The 21968-nt window shown below is 67.8% G+C and carries 18 protein-coding genes; 9 read left to right on the top strand and 9 right to left on the bottom strand.

Going from position 1 to position 21968, the window contains the following annotated elements; genetic code table 11:
- Positions 1-203 precede the first annotated feature (203 nt).
- Entirely contained in the window at positions 204-3212 is a 3009-nt protein-coding gene (gene uvrA, locus ABZV91_RS17155; RefSeq protein WP_355242129.1) for an excinuclease ABC subunit UvrA, read from the bottom strand.
- Positions 3213-3592: 380 nt separating this feature from the next.
- Complete coding sequence (locus ABZV91_RS17150) at positions 3593-4765, bottom strand: beta-ketoacyl synthase N-terminal-like domain-containing protein (protein WP_355242127.1); 1173 nt, start codon at positions 4763-4765, stop codon at positions 3593-3595.
- Between the two features lie 153 nt (positions 4766-4918).
- Between ABZV91_RS17150 and ABZV91_RS17145 the strand changes: the two genes are divergently transcribed.
- On the top strand, positions 4919-6250 hold the full coding sequence (locus ABZV91_RS17145; protein ID WP_355242125.1) for a diguanylate cyclase: 1332 nt from the start codon (positions 4919-4921) through the stop codon (positions 6248-6250).
- 174 nt (positions 6251-6424) lie between these two features.
- A complete protein-coding gene (locus ABZV91_RS17140) occupies positions 6425-8707 on the top strand; it encodes an ATP-binding domain-containing protein (RefSeq protein ID WP_355242195.1) in 2283 nt (760 codons plus the stop codon).
- 79 nt (positions 8708-8786) lie between these two features.
- On the opposite strand, the gene ABZV91_RS17135 is transcribed toward ABZV91_RS17140, so the two are convergent.
- From ABZV91_RS17135 to ABZV91_RS17125, 3 genes are all read right to left on the bottom strand, one after another.
- Positions 8787-9239: a universal stress protein gene (locus ABZV91_RS17135; RefSeq protein ID WP_063061281.1), complete on the bottom strand. Its 453-nt coding sequence runs from the start codon at positions 9237-9239 to the stop codon at positions 8787-8789.
- A gap of 324 nt (positions 9240-9563) precedes the next feature.
- A complete protein-coding gene (locus ABZV91_RS17130) occupies positions 9564-9977 on the bottom strand; it encodes a DoxX family protein (protein WP_355242122.1) in 414 nt (137 codons plus the stop codon).
- Positions 9978-10034: 57 nt separating this feature from the next.
- Positions 10035-10913 carry a DUF6597 domain-containing transcriptional factor gene (locus tag ABZV91_RS17125; RefSeq protein ID WP_355242119.1) on the bottom strand — a complete coding sequence of 293 codons (879 nt, stop codon included), beginning with the start codon at positions 10911-10913 and terminating at the stop codon, positions 10035-10037.
- A gap of 407 nt (positions 10914-11320) precedes the next feature.
- Here ABZV91_RS17125 and ABZV91_RS17120 point away from each other — a divergent pair, with 407 nt between their 5' ends.
- The gene (locus ABZV91_RS17120) at positions 11321-11791 is read left to right on the top strand and encodes a VOC family protein (RefSeq protein WP_355242117.1); all 471 of its coding nucleotides are present in this window, start codon (positions 11321-11323) and stop codon (positions 11789-11791) included.
- A gap of 29 nt (positions 11792-11820) precedes the next feature.
- Here ABZV91_RS17120 and uvrB read toward each other — a convergent pair whose 3' ends face one another.
- On the bottom strand, positions 11821-14013 hold the full coding sequence (gene uvrB / locus ABZV91_RS17115; protein WP_355242114.1) for an excinuclease ABC subunit UvrB: 2193 nt from the start codon (positions 14011-14013) through the stop codon (positions 11821-11823).
- A gap of 116 nt (positions 14014-14129) precedes the next feature.
- Between uvrB and ABZV91_RS17110 the strand changes: the two genes are divergently transcribed.
- Positions 14130-14654: a DUF402 domain-containing protein gene (locus tag ABZV91_RS17110; RefSeq protein WP_355242111.1), complete on the top strand. Its 525-nt coding sequence runs from the start codon at positions 14130-14132 to the stop codon at positions 14652-14654.
- 82 nt (positions 14655-14736) lie between these two features.
- On the opposite strand, the gene coaE is transcribed toward ABZV91_RS17110, so the two are convergent.
- On the bottom strand, positions 14737-15933 hold the full coding sequence (gene coaE / locus ABZV91_RS17105) for a dephospho-CoA kinase (protein ID WP_355242108.1): 1197 nt from the start codon (positions 15931-15933) through the stop codon (positions 14737-14739).
- A gap of 182 nt (positions 15934-16115) precedes the next feature.
- Between coaE and ABZV91_RS17100 the strand changes: the two genes are divergently transcribed.
- Positions 16116-16328, top strand: coding sequence for a hypothetical protein (locus tag ABZV91_RS17100; RefSeq protein ID WP_355242105.1), 213 nt, complete (start codon positions 16116-16118; stop codon positions 16326-16328).
- 58 nt (positions 16329-16386) lie between these two features.
- Here the strand turns inward: ABZV91_RS17100 and ABZV91_RS17095 are convergent, their stop codons facing one another.
- On the bottom strand, positions 16387-17088 hold the full coding sequence (locus ABZV91_RS17095; protein WP_355242102.1) for a TetR/AcrR family transcriptional regulator: 702 nt from the start codon (positions 17086-17088) through the stop codon (positions 16387-16389).
- Between the two features lie 103 nt (positions 17089-17191).
- Here ABZV91_RS17095 and ABZV91_RS17090 point away from each other — a divergent pair, with 103 nt between their 5' ends.
- Complete coding sequence (locus ABZV91_RS17090) at positions 17192-17869, top strand: NAD(P)H-binding protein (RefSeq protein WP_355242100.1); 678 nt, start codon at positions 17192-17194, stop codon at positions 17867-17869.
- Between the two features lie 69 nt (positions 17870-17938).
- On the opposite strand, the gene rpsA is transcribed toward ABZV91_RS17090, so the two are convergent.
- Entirely contained in the window at positions 17939-19405 is a 1467-nt protein-coding gene (gene rpsA, locus ABZV91_RS17085) for a 30S ribosomal protein S1 (protein WP_355242192.1), read from the bottom strand.
- A 167-nt stretch (positions 19406-19572) separates the two neighbouring features.
- Between rpsA and ABZV91_RS17080 the strand changes: the two genes are divergently transcribed.
- The 3 genes from ABZV91_RS17080 (at position 19573) to ABZV91_RS17070 (ending at position 21868) form a co-directional block, all read left to right on the top strand.
- A complete protein-coding gene (locus ABZV91_RS17080; protein WP_355242097.1) occupies positions 19573-20439 on the top strand; it encodes a class I SAM-dependent methyltransferase in 867 nt (288 codons plus the stop codon).
- A gap of 119 nt (positions 20440-20558) precedes the next feature.
- Positions 20559-20906 carry a hypothetical protein gene (locus ABZV91_RS17075; protein WP_355242094.1) on the top strand — a complete coding sequence of 116 codons (348 nt, stop codon included), beginning with the start codon at positions 20559-20561 and terminating at the stop codon, positions 20904-20906.
- Positions 20903-21868 carry a hypothetical protein gene (locus tag ABZV91_RS17070; RefSeq protein WP_355242091.1) on the top strand — a complete coding sequence of 322 codons (966 nt, stop codon included), beginning with the start codon at positions 20903-20905 and terminating at the stop codon, positions 21866-21868. Before ABZV91_RS17075 ends, ABZV91_RS17070 begins: the two co-directional genes overlap by 4 nt.
- Positions 21869-21968: the final 100 nt, after the last annotated feature.

Below are 21968 nucleotides of genomic sequence, written 5' to 3'. Positions count from 1 at the left end.
CGCCCGGCCGATGAACCCCTGCGGACTGCGTCGCGCAAGCCCTGTCTGCGATCTTCGCCGCCGATATGGATGGACGGTAAAGCGCTGCCCACACCCGGCCGACGTGGCGCGGGCCACCGACGGCACCGACCCGGTGGGTGTGCGGACTCGCTCTGGCCCGCCGGTTCGGACCCGCCCGGCGACAGCCGGACGGGTCGCGAGCGTCAGCGCAGGGCGGCAGCCTTACGGGCCAGGCGTTTGGCCTTTGCCGCGTCCGGAACTTCCGCGGCGGCCTGCTGCTGCGCCGGCGCCGTCTTGTTCGCGGCCTTCCGCGCCGGCGCGGCCTTCTTCCGCGCCGGTTCCGCGGCGGGGGCCGCGGGCTCGGCCAAGATCTCCTTCAGGAACTGGCCGGTGTAGCTGTCCGGATTCGCGGCGATGTCCTCGGGTGTCCCGTCCCCGACCACCGTGCCGCCGCCGGAACCGCCCTCGGGACCCATATCGATCACCCAGTCCGCGGTCTTGATCACGTCCAGGTTGTGCTCGATGACGATCACCGTATTGCCCTTGTCCACCAGGCCGTTGATCACCGCGAGCAATTTGCGGATGTCCTCGAAGTGCAAGCCGGTGGTCGGTTCGTCGAGAATGTAGACCGTCCGCCCGTTGGAGCGTTTCTGCAGTTCGGCGGCCAGTTTCACGCGCTGCGCCTCACCACCGGACAGGGTCGTCGCGCTCTGGCCGAGCCGCACGTACCCCAGCCCCACATCGACCAGGGTCGACAGGTAGCGGTGGATGGAGGTCACCGGCTCGAAGAACTCGGCGGCCTCCTCGATGGGCATATCGAGGACCTCGGCGATGGTCTTGCCCTTGTAGTGCACCTCGAGGGTTTCCCGGTTGTAGCGGGCGCCGTGGCAGACCTCGCACGGCACGTACACATCCGGCAGGAAGTTCATCTCGATCTTGAGCGTGCCGTCGCCGGAGCAGGCTTCGCAGCGGCCGCCCTTCACGTTGAAGGAGAACCGGCCCGGCTGGTACCCGCGCACCTTGGCCTCGGTGGTGGAGGCGAACAGGCTGCGGATCTTGTCGAACACTCCCGTGTAGGTGGCCGGATTGGACCGCGGCGTACGCCCGATGGGCGATTGGTCCACCCGCACCAGCTTGTCCAGCTGATCGAGGCCGTTCACCCGGGTGTGCCGGCCCGGGACCTGGCGGGCACCGTTCAGCTTGTTGGCCATGACGGTCGCCAGGATGTCGTTGACCAGCGTGGACTTCCCGGACCCGGACACCCCGGTGACCGCGGTGAGCACACCCAGCGGGAAGGCCACATCGATACCCCGAAGATTGTTCTCGGTCGCCCCGACCACGGTGACCCGCCGCTTCTTGTTCACCGGACGCCGCACCAGCGGGATCTCGATCCGCTCCCGGCCCGACAGATAGGCGCCGGTCAGCGAGTGCTCGTCGGTGAGCAGATCGGCGTAGGTGCCGCTGTGCACCACCCGGCCGCCGTGTTCACCGGCGAGCGGGCCGATATCGACCACCCAGTCGGAGGCCCGGATGGTGTCCTCGTCGTGCTCGACCACGATCAGGGTGTTGCCCAGGTTCTTCAACCGGGTCAGCGTTTCGATGAGGCGCCGGTTGTCGCGCTGGTGCAGGCCGATGGACGGTTCGTCCAGCACGTAGAGCACCCCCACCAGGCCCGACCCGATCTGGGTCGCCAGCCGGATACGCTGCGCCTCGCCGCCGGAGAGGGTGGCCGCGGCCCGGGACAGGGTGAGGTAGTCCAGACCGACGTCGAGCAGGAAACCGAGCCGCGCCTGCACCTCCTTGAGCACCTGCCCGGCGATGGCCGCCTGCCGTTCGCCCAGGGTCAGCGCGTTCAGGAATTGCGAGCAGTCGCGGATGGACAGTTCGCTGACCTCGGCGATCGACTTCCGCTCCGAATCCGCGGTGAGGGTGACCGCCAGGATCTCCGGCCGCAGGCGTGCCCCGTTGCAGACCGGGCACGGCACATCGCGCATATAGCCCTCGTAGTGCTCCTTCATCTGCTCCGACTCGGTGGAGTCCAGCCGCCGCTGCAGGAACGGCATGACCCCCTCGAAATCGGCGTAGTAGGAGCGTTTCCGGCCGTAGCGGTTGGTGTAGACGATGTGCACCTGGTCGGAACTGCCCTCGAGGACCGCTTTACGCGCCCGTGGCGGCAGCTCCCGCCACGGGGTGTCCAGATCGAAACCCTGTGCCGCCGCCAGCCCGGACAGCAGTCGCAGGAAGTATTCGGCACTCTGCCCGCGCGACCACGGCGCGATGGCCCCGTCGGCCAGGCTCAGCTCCGGATCGGGCACCACCAGTTCCGGGTCGACCTCTTTGCGGATACCCAGCCCGGTGCAGTCGGGGCAGGCGCCGTAGGGCGAGTTGAAGGAGAACGAGCGCGGTTCGAGATCCTCGATATCGAGGGGATGACCATTGGGACAGGCCAGCTTCTCGGAGAAGCGGCGCTCCCGGTCGTGCGCGTGCTCGTCGCGATCCACGAAATCGAGCACCACGATGCCGTCGGCGAGACGCAGCGCCGTTTCGATGGAATCGGTGAGCCGCTGCTTTGCGGTCGGTTTCACGGCGAGGCGGTCCACCACCACCTCGACATCGTGCTTCTCCTGCTTCTTCAGCTTCGGCGGATCGGTGAGCGGATACACCACCCCGTCCACCCGGACCCGGGCGTAGCCCTGCGCGTGCAGCTGGTCGAAGAGGTCGACGAACTCACCCTTGCGGGTACGCACCACCGGCGCCAGCACCTGGAACCGGACACCCGGTTCCATGGCCAGGACCTGGTCGACGATCTGCTGCGGGGTCTGTTTGGCGATCAGCTCGGAGCACACCGGGCAGTGCGGGACCCCCGCGCGGGCGTACAGCAGCCGCAGATAGTCGTGGACCTCGGTGATGGTGCCGACCGTGGACCGCGGATTGCGGTTGGTGGATTTCTGGTCGATCGAGACGGCGGGTGAGAGCCCCTCGATGAAGTCCACATCGGGTTTGTCCATCTGGCCGAGGAACTGCCGGGCGTAGGCCGACAACGATTCCACGTAGCGGCGCTGCCCCTCCGCGAAGATCGTGTCGAACGCCAGGCTGGACTTGCCCGACCCGGACAAACCGGTGAAGACGATGAGACTGTCGCGGGGCAGATCGAGGTCGACCCCCTTGAGGTTGTGCTCCCGAGCTCCGCGCACAGTCAGGCGTTCCGCCACCAGGTCGGTCCCTTCTCGTCATCGTTCGTCGTTGCCGGTGCCGCCGCGCCCGCGCACCGTGTGGGGTCACACCGTGTCCGCGGCAGGGCGGTGAGCGGCCCGATCAGCCCGCGCGGTCGCCGCCGCAGCGGGCCGCAGGGCGGGCCCGCGGTGATGGTAGGACCGCCCACCGACAAGTTTCGCCGGACGGCCGGACCCGAGCAGCTCACGGGATATGACCCGACTGCCGCGCCTACCCGGGCTCAGGGCGCCCCGGCAGGATCGCGGGGCGGGCGCCGGCAACCGGCGGCGCGCACCGGCCGGACGGGCTCACCAATCCAGAGTAGGCCAACCCGCAGCGTCCAGGGGGCGCGGCACCGGCCACTCCCGGCCCACCGCTGTCAGACAGCCGGACCCAGGATCACCGTGGAATTGTTCCCGCCCATCCCGAGCGACAGCTTCGCGGTCAACCCCGGACCCGCCGGGGCCGGCCCGTTCAGCAATCGCGGATGCGCCGGCGCCACCGCGGGCGGCGCCGGGACGATCCCACGCTCGTACCCCAGCGCCGCGGCCGCGAGCTCCACCGCGCCCGACGCGGACTGGCAGTGCCCGGCCAGTGGTTTCATCGAGTACACCGCGGGCCGGTCGTCGAAGACGCGGGCGAGCACATCGCGTTCGGCCCGGTCGCACTGGGCGGTCCCCGTACCGTGCGCGTTGAGGTAACCGATATCGGCCGCGGCGACACCGGCGTCGAACAGTGCGGCCCGCACGCAGTCCACGATCCGGTCGTGGCTCGGTTCCACCGAGACCACATGGTGGGCTTCGCTGTTCATCGCGCCACCGAGCACATGGGCGTAGGCCCGGCCCGATCCGCGACTCAGGACGAACCCCACCGCCGCCTCCCCCACGCTGAATCCCCGGCTGCCCTCCTGGAAGGGCCGGCAGCCCCGCAGCGATTCGACGTCGACCACCGCGGCGCCGAGCTTCGCGAACTGCCGCACCAGTTCCGGGGTGGCCGACAGATCCGAGGCCGCACACACCACATCGTCCACCAGGCCGGCGGCCAGCCACAGCCGCGCCTGCAGTATCGCGACATTGGCCGAACTGCACGCCGCCGAGACTCCCATCACCGGGCCGGTGAAACCGAACGCCTGGGTTACCACGGAGGCCGGAGTGGACGGCAGCAGGCGCAAAAAGTCCCGGCCGCGGAATCCGGCACCGGCCGGACCGGAGAAGTCCGCCTGGTGCCGGACATCACCCAGCACCGCCGCGTGCAGGAACCCGACCCGGGGGCCGGGTTCCCAGCCGCGGGCGCGGGCATCGGCGACCGCCTCGTCGACCGCCGCGAACACCGCACGCCCGTACCGGGTGCCGTATGCGGGATCGCCCCCCTCGGGCACCAGCGCGGCCCACCCCCCGGTCGCGGGGTCGATTCCGTAGCCGGGTTCGAACCGGGCCGCGGAGCGCCCGCTCAGGATTCCCTCCCAGAATGTTTCCCGCCCCCATCCGTATCCGGTGACCGCACCGATCCCGGTGATCGACATAAGATCGATGCTGAATCCGGTCCCCGCCATGACAATCTCCTCGCCGGTTCCCGCCCTCGGCACCGCCGGGAACACGTCTTGGCGTGATCAATCGAGATCACGTCCACTATCCGATTTTATGCGCGTGGATACCGGAGTAGAGCCGTGTTTCAATGTCCGGGTCCGCCGACGATGGGGGTTGGTATGGGAGAGCGCAGGGCGTCCGCCGCCGAGCAACTCGCGCATCGGTACCGCTCCCTGGTCGAGCACTCCCCCGACGGCATCTGTGTCCACGAACGCGGCATCGTCGTCTACGCCAATCCGGCGTGCCTGCGGATCATGGGCGCCAAGAACCTGGTCGAGGTCCTCGGGCAGCACATCGCGCGTTTCGTGCACCCCGATTTCCGCCAGCCCATGTACGAACGCATCGCCGGCCTGACGGCGACGGGAAACGCGTCCGAACCCACCGAGATGGTGTTGCTGGCCCTGGACGGGCGCGAGGTTCCGGTGGAGACCGTCTCGGTGCTCACCGCCTGGCACGATCGTCTCGCCTACCAGGTGGTGATCCACGATCTGACGGCCCAGAAGGCGGCCGAACGCGCCCAGCGGCGGGCCGAGCAGCACTTCACCACGGTGGTCTCCCAGCTCGAGGAAGGCGTGGCGGTCATCTACCGGGACGGCACCATCGCCTCGGCCAACCCCGCCACCCGCCGGATCTTCGGCATCGACGACCGCATTCCGCTGGTGGGCTCCAACATCACCACGCTGCCCCTGGAATTGCTGGACTCGAACGGCCGGTCGATGCCCAAGGAGCGGCATCCGGTGGCGCGCACCCTCACCACCGGCGAAACCATCACCGCCTACGTGTTCGCGGTCGTCCGACCCGACGGCCAGCGCCGGTGGCTGGCGGTGTCGAGCCGGCTGCTCAATCCCGACGAGAAGGGCACGGCCGCGGTGTGCTCGTTCGCCGATATCACCGAATACCTGGCCAGCCGCCGGCAGCTCGAATACCAGGCCACCCATGATCCGCTGACCGGGCTGGCCAACCGGTCGCTGATCCTGTCCCAGCTGTCGGGAGCACTCGCGGCCAGCGGCACGCACCAGGTGTCCACGGTGATGTTCATCGACCTCGACGGCTTCAAGTCGATCAACGACACCATGGGCCACGCCATCGGCGACACGGTCCTGCGGATCGTGGCGCATCGGCTACAGCGCGCGCTGCGCAGTGAGGATCTGGTGGGCCGGCTCGGCGGTGACGAATTCCTGGTCCTGCTGGCCGGCCGTCCCGGCGACGACGAGCTGGAGCCGCTGGTCCGGCGATTGCGGGCGGCCATGGCCGAACCGATCGTCGCGCGGGGGCACCGGATCGCGGTGAACGCGTCCATCGGGGTGACCACTCTGGAACCGGGCGATCCGCGGACGCCGGAAGCGGTCCTGCACGATGCCGATGTGGCCATGTACGAGGCCAAATCGCCGACTCGGCGCGATGGCACGCGCGGCCGCGGAATGCGCGGCGACAATTCGCACGTCTCGTGATCGCGCCGGTGTGACCTGCGCGAACAACATCCGATACGAACCCGCAGTAGACTCGACAACTCTGTGCACGCCATCCCGCCGTGTCCCGCCGAGACCGTCCCGCCGTGGGTGAGAAGGAGTCAGAACTTGCCCGACAACCGCACCGAGGAACGCCCCACCGAACCGGCGCCCGACGTGGCGCCTCCGGATACGGCGACGCGGGACCTCGACCACGAACAGGCGTACCTGTCGGTGCTGTACGAGCGGCTCGACGAGATGCGCGCCTACGCCGACAATCGGCTGCGCACCGTCCTGCTGGAGACGGGCGGGACCCCGCAGGCCCGGACCGAACGGGAATCGTTCACCCAGCTCTACACCGAGGATCTGGCCAAATACGATGCCGCCGAGCACGGCCTGTGTTTCGGCCGCATCGATCTGACCGCCGCGGACGATGATCCGGAGCAGCGCTATATCGGCCGGCTGGGCATTCTCGACGAGGACAACGACTACGAACCCCTGCTGCTCGATTGGCGGGCCCCGCTGGCCCGGCCGTTCTACCTGGCCACCACCGCCGCGCCGGACGGCGTGCTGCGGCGCCGCCACATCCGCTCCCGCAACCGCCGCGTGACCGCGGTCAACGACGAATACCTCGATCTCGCGGCCGCGCACCGGGCCGGGGTCACGACCTCCGACGGTGGCGTCGGTAGCGAGAGCGCCCTGCTGGCCGCGCTGAACGCCGCGCGTACCGGCCAGATGGCCGACATCGTGGAGACTATCCAGAGCGAACAGGACGCGATCATCCGCGCCGAGCACAAGAGTGTGCTCGTCGTGCAGGGTGGTCCGGGCACCGGTAAGACCGCGGTCGCCCTGCACCGTGCCGCCTATCTCCTGTACACCTATCGCCAGCAATTGGCCAAGAGCGGCGTCCTCATCATCGGCCCCAACGCCACCTTCCTGGACTACATCGGTCAGGTGCTGCCCTCGCTCGGTGAGACCGGCGTGCTGCTGTCCACCATCGGCGATCTGTACCCGGGGGTGAAGGCCACACTCACCGATTCGCTGCGCGCTGGGGAGCTGAAGGGCTCGACGAGTGTGCTGGACATCCTGAAGAACGCGGTCCGCGATCGCCAGCAGGTGCCGGGTGAACCGATCACCCTGAGCTTCGACGGATATCCGGTGACCCTGGACCGCAAGATCGTCACCCGCGCCCGCGGCCGGGCCCGCTCGTCGCGGCGCCCGCACAACCTGGCCCGGCCCATTTTCGCGTCGATGGTGATCGAGGCACTCACCGATCAACTCGCGCAGACCATGGGCGCCGACCCGGCCGGTAACGGCCGCAGCCTGCTCAGCGCGGCGGATCTGTCCGAGATCAGCGACGAGTTGCGTGCCGATCCGAAGGTCCAGCGCGTGCTGGCCGAGTTGTGGCCGATGCTCACTCCACAGCAGGTACTGGGCGAACTGTTCGCCGACCCGGACCGTTTGGAGCGCGCCGCCGGCAAGGTGCTCGATCCCGCCGACCGTGCCGAACTGCTGCGCACCGGTACCGGCGAATTCAGTGCCGCCGACGCCCCGCTACTGGACGAACTCGCCGAACTCCTGGGCACCGACGACGCCGAGGAACGCGAACGCGCTCGGCGGCGCTGGCGGGCGCAGCTCGCCGAGGCGCAGGACGCCCTGGATATCCTGACCGGTTCGGCTCCGCAGGACCTCGAGGACGAACTCGATCCGGAGATCCTGATGGCCTACGACCTCATCGACGCGAGCCAGCTCGCCGAACGCCAGCAGGTGCGCAACCGACAGACCACCGCCGAACGCGCCGCGGGCGACCGCACCTGGACCTACGGGCACGTGATCGTGGACGAGGCGCAGGAACTGTCGGAGATGGCCTGGCGCATGGTGATGCGCCGGATCCCGAATCGCTGGATCACCGTGGTCGGCGATATCGCCCAGACCGGTGATCCGGCGGGCGCGAGCTCCTGGGCGGACATGCTGGAACCGTATGTGGCCACACGGTGGAAACGCACCGAGCTCACCGTCAACTACCGGACCCCGGCGGAGATCATGGCGGTGGCGGCGGATGTCCTGGCCGCGATCGATCCCACCGCCGAGGTGCCGCGCTCGGTCCGCGATTCGGGAGTACCGCCGCGGGCGCACCGGGTCCCGGCGACGCACCTGTCGGCGAACCTCTCCGGCCTGCTGGCCGAGGAGCAGGGACCGGGCACCGCCGCGGTGCTGACACCCGCCGCCCTGGTCGACGAATTATCCGGGCTGGCAAGCGAATACGTGCGCGTACTGACCGTGACCGAGGCGAAGGGCCTGGAGTTCGACGCGGTGTACCTGGTGGAACCAGGCGCGGTGATCGCCGAATCACCGCGCGGCCGTAACGATCTGTACGTGGCGATCACCCGCGCCACCCAGCGGCTCACCGTGGTGCACAGCGCGGATCTTCCCCCGGAGCTGCACCGACTGGCCGAGTGACGCCGATCGGCCGCCGGAACGCGACCGCCCCGCCCGGAAGCCGAGTTCCGGGCGGGGCGTGTAATTCGTGCTCGCGGTATCAGCGCACGGTGTGCACGATCAGCACATCGGACTTCGATTTACGCGCCACATCGGAGGGCACCGAGCCCAGCAGCCGACCGGCCAGGGTGTTCAGGCCGCGGTTACCGACCACAAGCAGATCGGCCTGGGTCTCTTTGACCAGGTCGAGCAGGGATTCGACCGGTTCGCCGACAATGGCCTTCTCGACGATCTCCTTGGCCCCGGCGGCACTGGCCTTGTCGCGCGCGGTGCGCAGGATCTCGTTGGTGGGCGCCGAACCACGAACCTGGTACGCCTCGTCCTTGAGCATATCGCTCGCGGCGGCGACGTCACGGTCGTCGGTCGGGTAGTAGGCGCAGGCCACGATCAACGTCGAGCCCGCGGCTCCGGCCAGTGACGCGGCCTTTTCCACGGCGACGTACGACGAGTCCGAGCCGTCGGTACCGACGACAATGGTCCGGTAGGCGGTCATTCTCTCCTCCAACTGTGCGGGGTATAAACGCGGCTGCACCGGTTGCTCGTGGAATGTCGGGCGACGGCGCAGCGACTGCGTAGACCATAGCCGGAATACCGGCCCGAATATCCGGATTCGTCGTACATCACATACGCGTTCGACTGCGGTGACGTTTCACATTTCGCCTCGGGGGAACGATGAACGCCGCGTCTACCTGGCACTTTCCCCACCGGCGCCAGTAAACCTGTGAGAGGTCACAAGCAATGCGAACGTCGTTGCCGCCGTGGGACTTTCCTCACAGCGCCGGTGCTCGCCGGCCCGGCGGCGCCATTTCGGGCGCGGTCAGAGGGAGAACAGCGGACCGGTAATCGTCAGGCCCAATTCCTGGGTATGCGCGAAAAACGCGAACAACATCAGGCAGGCACCGGCGAGGGCGAGGTCCTTGTTGAACTGGATCGTCTCCGCCTGGGTTGCCTCGGCCTCGGTCTCCTTCCAGAAAGCGTGCATCATGATCATGGTCGGGACCAGCATGATCAACAGCAGCAGGGCGCCCAGATCGGCCCAGATCCCGAACAGGATGCTGATGCTGCCCAGCAGCATCAGCAGCCCCGACCCCTGCACCGCCAGCTCCGGCACCGGCACTCCCTTGGCCCGCGCATAACCCGCCATGGCCTTCGTCTGGGTGAAATGCCCGAGCGCCGAACTCAGGAACAGAATGACGAACATCACGCGGCCGATCAACACCACGACATCCATGTAGAGCTCCTCATCAGTCGCCGACGGTACCGCTTCGCCCGAGATTCGCTCCGGCGATTATGAGGCCGGGAGGACCTTGGAGGTCACCTCATCGCGCGAGCGTAACGAATTCTTGGCATATTCCAGTGGAGCCATTCCGACTTCGGCCGTGAACTCACGGGTGAAATGCGCCTGATCGAAATAACCGAGTTCGGCCGCCAGCGCCGCCAGATCCGCGATACGACCGCGGGCCAGTAGATCGGCGCCGTCCTGTAATCGATATCGCCGCAGCACCCATTTCGGTCCCGCACCGATATAGCGGCGGAACAGCCGCTGGAGTGTGCGCACCGGTACGCCGAATCGCTCGGTGACCTGGTCGACCCGGGTGAGTTCGGGGTCGCCGGCCATCGCGGCGGCGATCGTGAGCACCAGGCGGTAGTGGGGGTCGTCCCGGCGCGCGCGGGTGCCGAGATAGTGCTCGACCAGGCGCCGACGGCCGGGATCGCCGGGTTCGGCCAGCACTCGGTCGACGAGGTCACCGGTATCGGGCAGTACCTCCTCCAGCGGTACCGCGCGATCCCGGAATGCGCCGACATCGAGGCCGGTGAACGCCCCGAACCCGCCGGGCCGGAACCGGACACCGAAGGTCTCCCCACGGCCGATCAGTTCGCGGACGTACTTCTTCGTGCAGACGCCGTTGACGAAACCACCGCGGCGGTCGCCGTCACGTTCGAAGGTGATGTGGACACACGGGTACGGCAGCACCTCCGCGTAGTAGGGCGGCCGGTCGCGCATATCCCAGCGCACCGACCAATACCAGTCCACATGGTCCGATACCGCGGCACCCGCCGGCAGGCGGTTCAGCGTGCGGTAACGCTCCTGCTCGTGCGGGTGCAGGATCGCCTTGCGGTCGCCGGGAGAAGGTACTTCGGTCGCCGGTATCCGGGCGTCGGTCACGGGCTCGGCCTTCCACACCCGGGCCTGGATGTATCGGCACCGGCTTCCGGCGGCCGGAAGGCGACCGCCGGCCGGACGCGACCTCGCACCACGAGGCCGGCCGGCCCGGCGGCGCCCCCGGTCGACGGGAACGGGCGGCTACCCGTACCCGCAGTGGCCGAATCGGGCGGGACCGAGCCAGGAGTGCGTCGGCACCGGCTCGCCACCGCGTACGGGGCGGCCGGGCGTGGGATCTCGTGCCCGGCTCCGTTCCGCGGGCGCGACCCGGCGCGAGCAGCCGGGAACGGAGGGCGATCGCTGCCCACCGGATGGCACTGCCCGGGTTTACCGGTGGGCCCGGGCAGTTCCATCGTGAGCTGTCGCTTTCTTACAAGAATCCACGGCCCCGGCGCGGCAGAGTCATGGGCATGAGCGAAACAGTCGATCCCATCCCCGCGGGCTACCACTCCATCACTGTGTTCATCGCGGTCTCCGACGGCAACGCCGCCATCGATTTCTACACCGCGGTGTTCGGCGCCGAGGTGATCTCGCGCAACGATATGCCCGACGGTCAGCCCGCCCACGCCGAACTGAAGATCGGCGATTCCACCATCCAGCTGGGACTGCCGGTGCCGGATCAGAATGTGCTGGCGCCCAGCGGCGACTGGGTGCACACCTCGCTGGTCCACTACTGCCCCGATGTCGACGCGGTGATCGCCCGCGCCCGCGAGCACGGCGCCCAGGTGGCCGAGGACCCGGCCACCTTCGTCACCGGCGACCGGTACGGCGCCCTGAAGGATCCCTTCGGCCATCGCTGGGTCGTGATGACCCGGGTGGAGGACGTCTCCCGCGAGGAGGCCGAGCGCCGCGTGAACGAATGGATGGCCACGCAGGCCTGAGCCCGGTGGCCGGCGCGGTCCGGATCCGGTCACTGCAATCCGGCCGCGTCCATACCGCGCAGTTCCTTCTTCAGGTCGGCGATTTCGTCGCGCAGCCGGCCCGCGAGCTCGAACTGCAGCTCGCGGGCCGCGTTCATCATCTGATCGGTGAGTTCGGCGACCAGATCGGCCAGTTCGGCGCGCGGCATGGATTTGATTTCCCGCCCCTCCACGATGCCCGCACTCACCGCCCGGCCGGGTTCGCCCTGTGCCCGGCGGCCGCGACTGGCGTTGCGGCCGGAACCGCCGACCTCCACCTCGTCACCGGCCTCGGAATAGACCTGATCGAGAATATCGGCGATCTTCTTACGCAGCGGCTGCGGATCGATACCCATTTCCGCGTTGTAGGCGAGCTGTTTGGCGCGCCGGCGCTCGGTCTCGTCGATGGCGTCGCGCATCGAATCGGTGATCTTGTCCGCGTACATGTGCACTTCACCGGACACATTCCGCGCGGCCCGGCCGATGGTCTGGATCAAGCTCTTCGTACTGCGCAGGAAGCCTTCCTTGTCGGCGTCCAGAATCGCGACCAGCGAGACCTCGGGCAGGTCCAGGCCCTCGCGGAGCAGGTTGATGCCGACCAGCACGTCGTATTCGCCCAGCCGTAGCTGGCGTAGCAGCTCCACCCGGCGCAAGGTGTCGATCTCGGAGTGCAGATAGCGCACCCGCACGCCGAGACCGAGCAGATAGTCGGTGAGATCCTCGGCCATCTTCTTGGTGAGCGTCGTGACCAGTACCCGCTCGTCGCGCTCGGTCCGCAGCCGGATCTCGTGCACCAGATCGTCGATCTGCCCTTTGGTGGGCTTCACCTCGACCTTCGGATCGACCAGGCCGGTGGGACGAATGACCTGCTCCACCACCTCGCCGCCGGTGCGGCCGAGCTCGTAATCGCCCGGGGTGGCCGACAGATACACCGCCTGTCCGATTCGTTCGGCGAACTCCTCCCAGGTGAGCGGGCGATTGTCCACCGCCGAGGGCAACCGGAAACCGTATTCCACCAGGTTGCGCTTCCGCGACATATCCCCCTCGTACATCCCGCCGATCTGCGGCACGGTCACATGGGATTCGTCGATCACCAGCAGGAAATCGTCCGGGAAATAGTCCAGCAGGGTGGCCGGCGCCGAACCGGCGGGCCGGCCGTCGATATGACGCGAATAGTTCTCGATACCGGAGCAGAATCCGACCTGCCGGATCATTTCCAGGTCGTACTGGGTACGCATCCGCAAGCGCTGCGCTTCGAGCAGTTTGCCCTTGCGCTCGAGCTCGGCGAGGCGTTCCTCGAGTTCGGCCTCGATAGCGACGACGGCTCGTTCCATCCGCTCCGGTCCCGCCACATAGTGCGTGGCCGGGAAGATACGCACCGTATCCACCTTGCGCACGACATCCCCGGTGAGCGGGTGCAGGTAATAGAGTTCCTCGATCTCGTCGCCGAAGAATTCGATCCGGACAGCCAGCTCCTCGTAGGAGGGAATGATCTCGACGGTATCGCCGCGCACCCGGAACGAACCCCGGGTGAAGGACATATCGTTGCGGGTGTACTGGACGTCCACCAGCATTCGCAGGAAAGCGTCGCGGTCGACCTCCGAGCCCACCTCAAGCAGGACGGAGCGGTCCAGATAGGACTGCGGTGTGCCCAGACCGTAGATACAGGACACCGACGCGACCACCACCACATCCCGGCGCGACAGCAGCGCGGAGGTCGCCGAATGGCGCAGCCGCTCGACGTCGTCGTTGATCGAGCTGTCCTTCTCGATATACGTATCGGTCTGGGCGATATACGCCTCGGGTTGGTAGTAGTCGTAATAGGAGACGAAATACTCCACCGCGTTGTGCGGGAACATTTCGCGCAGTTCGTTGGCCAGCTGCGCCGCCAGCGTCTTGTTCGGCGCCATCACCAGGGTCGGCCGCTGCAGTCGTTCGATGAGCCACGCCGTGGTCGCCGATTTACCGGTACCGGTGGCGCCCAGCAGCACCACATCGGGCTCGCCCGCGGTGATCCGGCGCTCCAGCTCCTCGATCGCGGCCGGCTGATCACCGGCCGGCTGATGCGGGCTGACCACCTCGAACCGCCCACCGGTGCGTTCGATCTCACCGACCGGGCGGAACTCCGAGCGGGCCAGCGGAGTCTCCCCGTCGGCCTCGGTCCCGCTGACGCCGGCCGCACGGAGTTCGGTTGCGAATGCCATGCCCCAAGACTAGGCGCGGACACCGACAGAATCCCGCCCTCGACCTGTGCCGGAGCCCACGCCCCGCGGCCGGGCCGGGAGGACGGGCGGCGGCCCAGTGGGTAGATTCAACGGCTGTGACCGAGGCACCGACCGTGGACGTCCACCGGCCGAAGGTGGAGTACTTCGATATCGCGGAACTGACGAACACCGATCCGAAGGGTTTCGTCCGCGAGGTGGAGCGCTATCACCTCGAACCCTGGGGGCTGTACATGGCGCGGACGGCCGATCACCCGCAGTTCCATTACATCGAGTCGTGGCTGCTCCCGGAGTTGAACCTGCGCGCGACCGTGTTCCATTTCCACCCGGCCCATCGGCGCGACCAGGACTACTACCTCGATATCGGCGAATTCGGCGAGGTCGGGCCGAAGAAATGGCGCTCGGTGGATCACTACCTCGACCTGGTGGTCCGCACGGGCCGGGAAACCGAACTCCTCGACGTCGACGAACTGCTCGCCGCCCACACCGTGGGTCTGCTCGACGCCTGCGCCGCGGAGCGGGCGATCGCCACGGCCACCCGGGCGATCGACGGTATCGCCGCCCACGACCACGATTTCCTGGCCTGGACGGCCTCCCTGGATATGCCGCTCACCTGGCTGTGACGCCCCGGACCGCACATCGGCTCCGGACGCGGCCCGGCGCTCGCCCCCGCAGCGGGCGCACCCGCCCCGATACCGCCCGCCGCTACTCCGGATGGGCGGCCCGCCAGGCGAGCACCCGCTCGTACACCGCGTCGAACCAGAGTTCCTCGACCGCCAGGTAGGCGGCGACCGCTTCGTCTCCATTGAGCCCACCGGCCGCGGCCGCCGCCTTCTGCTTCACCTCGGCGTATTCCGCCCGCGCCGGCGGTTCGGCGCGCAGCCAGTCGCGGAAGGCGAGCGCGAACACCTGCCCGGGCCCGCCGGCGACCCGTAGATGGACATACGCCGGCCGTCCGGGATCGGCGCTGCCGTGCACGCGTTTTTCCCAGCGTCCCGGATCCGTCTCGGTCCCGGGCTTCGGACTGTCGTGGGTGTGCTGCGGCATCGCCGGGAATCCGGCGGCGGCCAGCGCGTCGCGGATCCCGTCGGCCGCGGCGAGATCCGGCACGGTGATCTGCAAGTCGAGGACATCTTTCGCGGGCAGGCCGGGCACCGCGGTGGAACCGATATGGTCGATCCGCACCGCGGCGGCACCGGCGGCCACCCGCAGCCGCGCGATCAGCCGCTGCGCCTGCGCGGCCCATTCGGGGTCCGGGTCCACCAGCCGGGGCGCCGGCCGCACCGCGCTACCGGAACGCATATTCGCCTCGAACGGGACCAATCGCTCGTCCCACAGCCGCGCCACAGCACCTTCGACCGCTCCGGCCGGGCCGTTGTTGTCCAGCAGCACATCGGCGGCGGCCCGGCGCTGCTCGTCGGTCGTCTGGGCCGCGATCCGTGCCCGCGCATCGTCCTCGGGTACGCCGCGGAATTCGACCAGGCGGCGGATCCGGGTCTCGGCGGCGACGTCCACCACCAGCACCAGATTCATGAAGGGTGCCATATGGTTCTCCACCAGCAGTGGAACGTCCTGGACCACGATGGCGTCCGGTGCGGCGACGGCGAAGAGCTCGGCCGTGCGCTGCCCGACCAGCGGATGGGTGATGGAGTTCAGGGTGGTGCGGGATTCGTCGTCGCGAAACGCCCTGGCCGCCAGCGCCGGACGATCCAGGCTGCCGTCCGCGGCCAGAATATCCGGGCCGAACGCCTCGACCAGGGCGGCGAGCCCCGGTGTTCCGACCGCGACCACCTCGCGCGCGATGACATCGGAGTCGATGAGCACCGCACCCCGCGCCACGAGCGCTCGCGCGACCGTCGATTTGCCCGCTCCCATACCGCCGGTGAGGCCGATTCGTAACATTCGCTCAGTCTCGCATCCGCTCGCGCCGGTGGGGCGACGAGGTTTCGCGCATTACCCGCTCGACACGCCCAGGCGTGGCGGAACGGCGTAAATGTCCTGATTAGGCCAGCAACTGCGTTAGTGTTCGGCCTGAGTGCACGCCCCGATTCACCGCTTCTGTTACGGATAGCAAAGGAACGAGCATGCGCATCAGGCACTACCGCAGAGGCCGGCACCGGCTGGGGGCGCCGGGGCGGGTGCACTGTCTCACCATTCCGGCCGTGGCGGCGTATCTGTCGAAGAACCGCCGCCCCTGGCTCAGCCTCTTCACCATCGCCCCTCGCCACAGTCTCGCCGCTCATCGCCCGCGTCCGTCGATCGTCTGGCCGCGCTGGGTCCCGGTCCCGGCAGGTTAGTTCCCGACGGACAACGGTGGCCCGGTCCTCGGACCGGGCCACTGTTGTGTCCCGGGCCCTAGCGCCCCAATTCGTCGACCAGCTCCTCCATCTCGGCTCGGAAGAGTTTGGCCGGATCGGTTGTCTGCGGCCGCAGATGGCCGTACACCTCTAGCGCGATGAGGCCGTGCATCCGGCCCCACATGCGCAGCGCGAAGGCCAGTCCGGCGGGCGGCAGCGCCGGAAATTCCGCTCGGACGTGCGCCGTGAGCTGCGTTCCGAAATCGGCCCATTCGACGTCGGCATCCGCTGCCCGGCCGCGACGGTGCGGCCAGACGGCCGCAGCCAGGCCGACCAATCCGGTGCAGGCCCGCCGCTCCGCTGCCGCGGCCGGGCCGCCCGGAGGTGGTCGATAACCAGGAACCGGGTCCCCGTAGACGAGCCGGAATTCCGCGGGCTGCTCCACTGCCCAGCCACGTACCGCTTCGCCCCACGCCACAATCCTGCCGCCGTGGTCTTCCTCGGGAATCGCGTCCCGGGCTGCTTCGAGGCGATCGACCAGAGCCGTGTAGACGTCGGCGATCAAGGTGGAGATCAGGTCGTCACGGGTCGCGTAGTAACCGTAGACAGCGCCCGCCGTCATCCCCATTTCCCGGGCGATCGCCCGTAAGGCGATCGCGTCGGGGCCACCCTCGGCGAGCAGCCGTAGCGCGATCGCCTTGATCTCGCGGGTGGTCTCCGCACGTAACCGCTCCCGGCGGCTCATCACAACCTCGGCCACGCTTGACACTCTACATAGTGCAGCTAGTGTTCCCTGTGCAGTTACTGAACGCCGTGTAGTAAATGCACGGCATGAACAACAGCACTACGAAGCAGGAGTGGGCATGCATATCGGAGTTTTCGGCGCGACCGGCGTGATCGGCTCACGCGCTGTCGCCGAAGGCGTACGCCGTGGTCATCGGATACGGGCTTTCACCACCGAGGAATCCCGCTTCCCGGAAGAGCGCGGCGGCGTCGACTGGCAGGTGGCCGACTGGCGCGACACGGACAGCATCGCCGGCGTGATCGCCGGGCTGGATGTGGTGATCAGTGCGGTCAACGCCGGGCACGGAATCGAGGAAACGATCACGCGCGCCGGCGACTTCGTGACGGGCGCGCGGGCCATGGTGGCGGCCCTGGCGCGGCATCCGCACACGCGGGTAATCGTGGTCGGTGGCGCGGGCAGTCTCGAGGTCGCCCCCGGCCGGCAACTCGTGGACGAACCGGGCTTCGCGGACAACCTTCCCACCGCTCTCGGCGTGCCCCGCGAGTACCACCGAGTCGTCGCCGCGTTGCGAGACGCGCTGGACATCTATCGCACGTCGAATCGTCTCTGGACCTACCTCAGCCCGTCCTCGGGCCGCATCGACCCCGGGGAACGGACCGGCCGCTTCCGGATCGGGGGCGATCAATTGCTCGATACCGGCGGCCGCGACATCTCCGCCGAGGACGTCGCGGTGGCGTTACTGGACGAAGCGCAGCTTCCGCGGTACATCCAGCGCAGGTTCACTCTCGGGTACTGACGCAGAAGACCCCGGTCCACCAGGGACCGGGGTCTTCTGTTCGGCTATCGGCTACCGATATTCGCCTTCTCAGGCGTTACCGGACAGCTTCTCCCGCAGAGCCGCGAGCTGGGCGTCGCTGGCGAGCGAACCGCCCGCCGACTCCTGCTGGCTGGCGCTGGACTGCGCGCCGCTCTCGGAGGAGTAGTTCGACGCGCCACCGCCGCCCGCGGCCTCGGCCGCGGCGTCGGCCGCCATCTTCTCCATCTGCGCGGTGTGCATCTTGTGCCGGCGCTCCGCCTCGGCGTAGCGGCCTTCCCACTCTTCACGCTGCTTGTCGAAGCCGTCGAGCCATTCGTTGGTCTCGGGATCGAAGCCCTCGGGGAAGATGTAGTTGCCCTGCTCGTCGTAGCTGTCGGCCATGCCGTACTTCGACGGATCGAACTCGGAGCTGTAGTCCTCGTTGGCCTGCTTGAGGCTCAGCGAGATCCGGCGACGCTCCAGGTCGATGTCGATGACCTTGACCATCGCGTCGTCGCCGACGACCACGACCTGGTCCGGGACCTCCACGTGGCGCTCGGCCAGCTCGGAGATGTGCACCAGGCCCTCGATGCCCTCCTCGACGCGCACGAACGCGCCGAACGGCACCAGCTTGGTGACCTTGCCCGGCACGATCTGGCCGATGGCGTGGGTACGGGCGAACTGCCGCCACGGATCTTCCTGGGTGGCCTTCAGCGACAGCGAGACGCGCTCGCGGTCCAGGTCGACGTCGAGGACCTCGACGGTGACCTCGTTGCCCACCTCGACCACCTCGGACGGGTGATCGATGTGCTTCCAGGACAGCTCGGAGACGTGCACCAGACCGTCGACACCGCCGAGATCGACGAAGGCGCCGAAGTTGACGATGGAGGAGACCACACCCTTGCGGACCTGGCCCTTCTGCAGCTGGTGCAGGAACTCGCTGCGCACCTCGGACTGGGTCTGCTCCAGCCAGGCACGGCGGGACAGGACCACGTTGTTGCGGTTCTTGTCCAGCTCGATGATCTTGGCCTCGATCTCCTTGCCGACATACGGCTGCAGATCACGGACCCGGCGCATCTCGACCAGCGAGGCGGGCAGGAAGCCGCGCAGACCGATGTCGAGGATCAGACCGCCCTTGACGACCTCGATCACGGTGCCGCGAACGGCCTCGTCCTTCTCCTTGAGCTCCTCGATCGTGCCCCAGGCGCGCTCGTACTGAGCCCGCTTCTTGGACAGGATCAGGCGACCCTCTTTGTCCTCCTTGGTGAGGACAAGAGCCTCCACCTCATCGCCCACGGAAACGACCTCGTTCGGGTCGACATCGTGTTTGATGGAGAGCTCGCGAGACGGAATGACGCCTTCGGTCTTGTAACCGATGTCGAGCAGGACCTCGTCGCGGTCGACTTTGACGATGGTTCCTTCGACGATATCGCCGTCGTTGAAGTACTTGATCGTGGCGTCGATGGCGGCGAGGAAATCCTCGGCGGAGCCGATGTCGTTAACGGCTACCTGCGGCGAGGTGACGGTGGTGGGCATGTGGCGGTTTGCTCCGGACGGATTGTGATCGGTTGCGGACATTGAGACTTTCGGTACGCTGCGATACACCCAGCGGCTCCAGGTGTGATCACTTGCGCGTTCAGCGTACGCGACCCGGAACCGGGCGGGCAAACGACCCCCCGCAGCGGATCTATAGGCTTCGAATCGTGTCCGACGACCTCGTTCAAGATCGCCATGCTCAGGCCACCGAACTGCTGGGCACCGCGGGTGCGGCACGCCTCCGGATCGGCTCGGCCGAGAGCGAACGCGCCAACCGGCGTTGGTGGGACGCCGACGCCGGCCAGTACCACGATACGCATGGGGATTTCCTGGGCGCCGACAGTATCGGCGGCGAATTCGTCTGGTGCCCCGAGGGCCTGCACGAAGGCGATATGCGGTTCCTCGGCGAGGTCACCGGCAAACGAATCCTGGAGGTCGGCTGCGGGTCGGCACCGTGCGCCCGCTGGCTGGCCGGCCAGGGCGCCCGGCCGGTCGGACTCGATATCTCCCGGGGAATGCTGTCACGGGGGCTGGCCGCCATGGCCCGGGGCGGACCGCGGGTGCCGCTGGTGCAGGCGGGCGCCGAAGCCCTGCCGTTCGCGGACGAATCCTTCGATCTGGCCTGTTCGGCCTTCGGGGCGGTCCCCTTCGTCGCCGATTCCGCCCTGGTGATGCGGGAGGTCGCCCGGGTGCTGCGGCCGGGCGGGCGCTGGGTCTTCGCGGTGAACCATCCGATGCGGTGGATCTTCCGCGACGATCCCGGCCCGGACGGCCTCGAAGCCGTGATTCCCTACTTCGACCGCACGCCCTACACCGAGATCGACAGCGAGGGCCGGTGCACCTATGTGGAACACCATCGCACCATCGGTGACCGGGTCCGGGAAATAGTCGGAGCCGGATTGGTACTCGACGATATCGTCGAACCGGACTGGCCGGAATGGCTGGACCGGGAATGGGGCCAGTGGAGCCCCCTGCGTGGGCAGCTGTTCCCGGGCACGGCCATCTTCGTGACCCATAAACCCGACCGGCAGTAAGACCCCGGCGACAAGGGTACCGCCCGTCGAAGCGGAAGCTGATCTTTCCTCCGATACACCTCCGGCCTATATTCCGAGGACAGCGCGGGATGTGGGCCGGGCACGGCAGCAGAGGTGACATGGCCGAACAGGACCCGACCGTGGTCGCGGTATACGAACTGGTGGCCGCCGACTACCAGCGGGTGGCGGAGTTTCGGGTGGCACCGAACGGCACTGTCGAATTGACACTGGCCGAGCCCGGCGGATGTCCGCTGGCTCGCCAGTGGTTTCGTGACGGGATCACCACCGCCGACCGGCAGCGAACGTGCACACCGGCCGATGGCGCCGAATTCCTGCGCGCTGTGCTGCGGTCACGCCCGATCAATTTCACCCGGGTCGTCGACGAGAGCCGGGCCGGAGAGCCGCGACGGACAACGAGTTCTTCCGTCGCCGGCACGCCCCCATTGCCGACGCCCCGCCAACTATGAGCGCGCTCGGGCCGTGGACCGGCGTCGTCGACGACGTTCTTCTCCGAATGACCAATGCGACCGGACAGATCGCACGGCGTCACGCCGATTACCAGCGCGGCGTCAGCGCCGTTCTGGGCCGAGCAGCAGGCCTCGAGCGCGACGACGCCAACCTCGCGACCGAGATTCTGCAGGAATCCCGGCCCCAGCCCGGAGCACGTGGCGTGGTACTGCCCAGCGGCCGATTTCCGGCATACACACCGAGCGCAGCCGAAGCGCATGTGGCTTCGCGGCGCCTGGTCGTCGACCATGAACTCACCAACGCTTTGCGGAGCGGCGTGAACGGCACCTTCGTCACTCGTGACACGGATGGCGTGCTCTATATCTACAAACCATTCATCGACGAGAACTATCTCGACTTCAACTGGCTGCCCCATGTACCGGGTCAGCTGGGCATCAGAGAGGTGGCCGGTTACCGCGTCTTCGAGTTGATGGGGTCTCATCGCATGCCCCCCACTGCCCTCGTGAACGGACCGTACGGCAGGGGCGCGGCTCAGCTGTACGTCCCGATGAAAGCGAGCAAGGACTGGTTCCGGTATCCGAAAAAACAGCAGGCGGAGGCCGCCATGGGTCACTTCCTGGCGTCGAACGCGGACGGCCATCCCGGAAACTATCGTCCCCGCTACAACGGCACTACCAGCCAGCATCCCGCCGATGATTTGATCGTGTACGACCTGGGATTCACATTCCCGGAGTCTCCGGACCACCTCCGTGGAAGCCGCCCCGCCGATTTCAAATCGGATTTCGTTCGCAACTGGGCCGGTCAGGAATTCCCCTCGACCGTACTGGAACCCACCCAGGCCATCACCCGCGAGCAGTTCGGCAGCGCACTGGAGGATCTCCAGCTCAGCGATAACGCCATCGACCATGCCCTGAGACGGCTCGACTATGTGAAGGCCAACGACACCATCTACAAAGCTTGAACCACACCTCGCATCTCCGGCTCTCGATGGCGAGACCCTGTCGAGCACGGAAGCGACAGGAGAAAGCTCCGGGTCCGTGGAGCCGATGCCCACGGAACCG

It is taken from the genome of Nocardia sp. NPDC004568, assembly GCF_040609955.1.
Lineage (GTDB): Bacteria > Actinomycetota > Actinomycetes > Mycobacteriales > Mycobacteriaceae > Nocardia.
Note: the sequence above shows the minus strand (reverse complement) of the source record. Positions and strands in the feature narration are given on the sequence as shown.

Bases quoted from the DNA above. Each gene is read 5' to 3' on its own strand.
- ABZV91_RS17150 (WP_355242127.1), bottom strand. From the start codon at position 4,765: ATGGCGGGGACCGGATTCAGCATCGATCTTATGTCGATCACCGGGATC.
- ABZV91_RS17145 (WP_355242125.1), top strand. From the start codon at position 4,919: ATGGGAGAGCGCAGGGCGTCCGCCGCCGAGCAACTCGCGCATCGGTAC.
- ABZV91_RS17135 (WP_063061281.1), bottom strand. From the start codon at position 9,239: ATGACCGCCTACCGGACCATTGTCGTCGGTACCGACGGCTCGGACTCG.
- ABZV91_RS17130 (WP_355242122.1), bottom strand. From the start codon at position 9,977: ATGGATGTCGTGGTGTTGATCGGCCGCGTGATGTTCGTCATTCTGTTC.
- ABZV91_RS17120 (WP_355242117.1), top strand. From the start codon at position 11,321: ATGAGCGAAACAGTCGATCCCATCCCCGCGGGCTACCACTCCATCACT.
- uvrB (WP_355242114.1), bottom strand. From the start codon at position 14,013: ATGGCATTCGCAACCGAACTCCGTGCGGCCGGCGTCAGCGGGACCGAG.
- coaE (WP_355242108.1), bottom strand. From the start codon at position 15,933: ATGTTACGAATCGGCCTCACCGGCGGTATGGGAGCGGGCAAATCGACG.
- ABZV91_RS17100 (WP_355242105.1), top strand. From the start codon at position 16,116: ATGCGCATCAGGCACTACCGCAGAGGCCGGCACCGGCTGGGGGCGCCG.
- ABZV91_RS17090 (WP_355242100.1), top strand. From the start codon at position 17,192: ATGCATATCGGAGTTTTCGGCGCGACCGGCGTGATCGGCTCACGCGCT.
- rpsA (WP_355242192.1), bottom strand. From the start codon at position 19,405: ATGCCCACCACCGTCACCTCGCCGCAGGTAGCCGTTAACGACATCGGC.
- ABZV91_RS17075 (WP_355242094.1), top strand. From the start codon at position 20,559: ATGGCCGAACAGGACCCGACCGTGGTCGCGGTATACGAACTGGTGGCC.
- ABZV91_RS17070 (WP_355242091.1), top strand. From the start codon at position 20,903: ATGAGCGCGCTCGGGCCGTGGACCGGCGTCGTCGACGACGTTCTTCTC.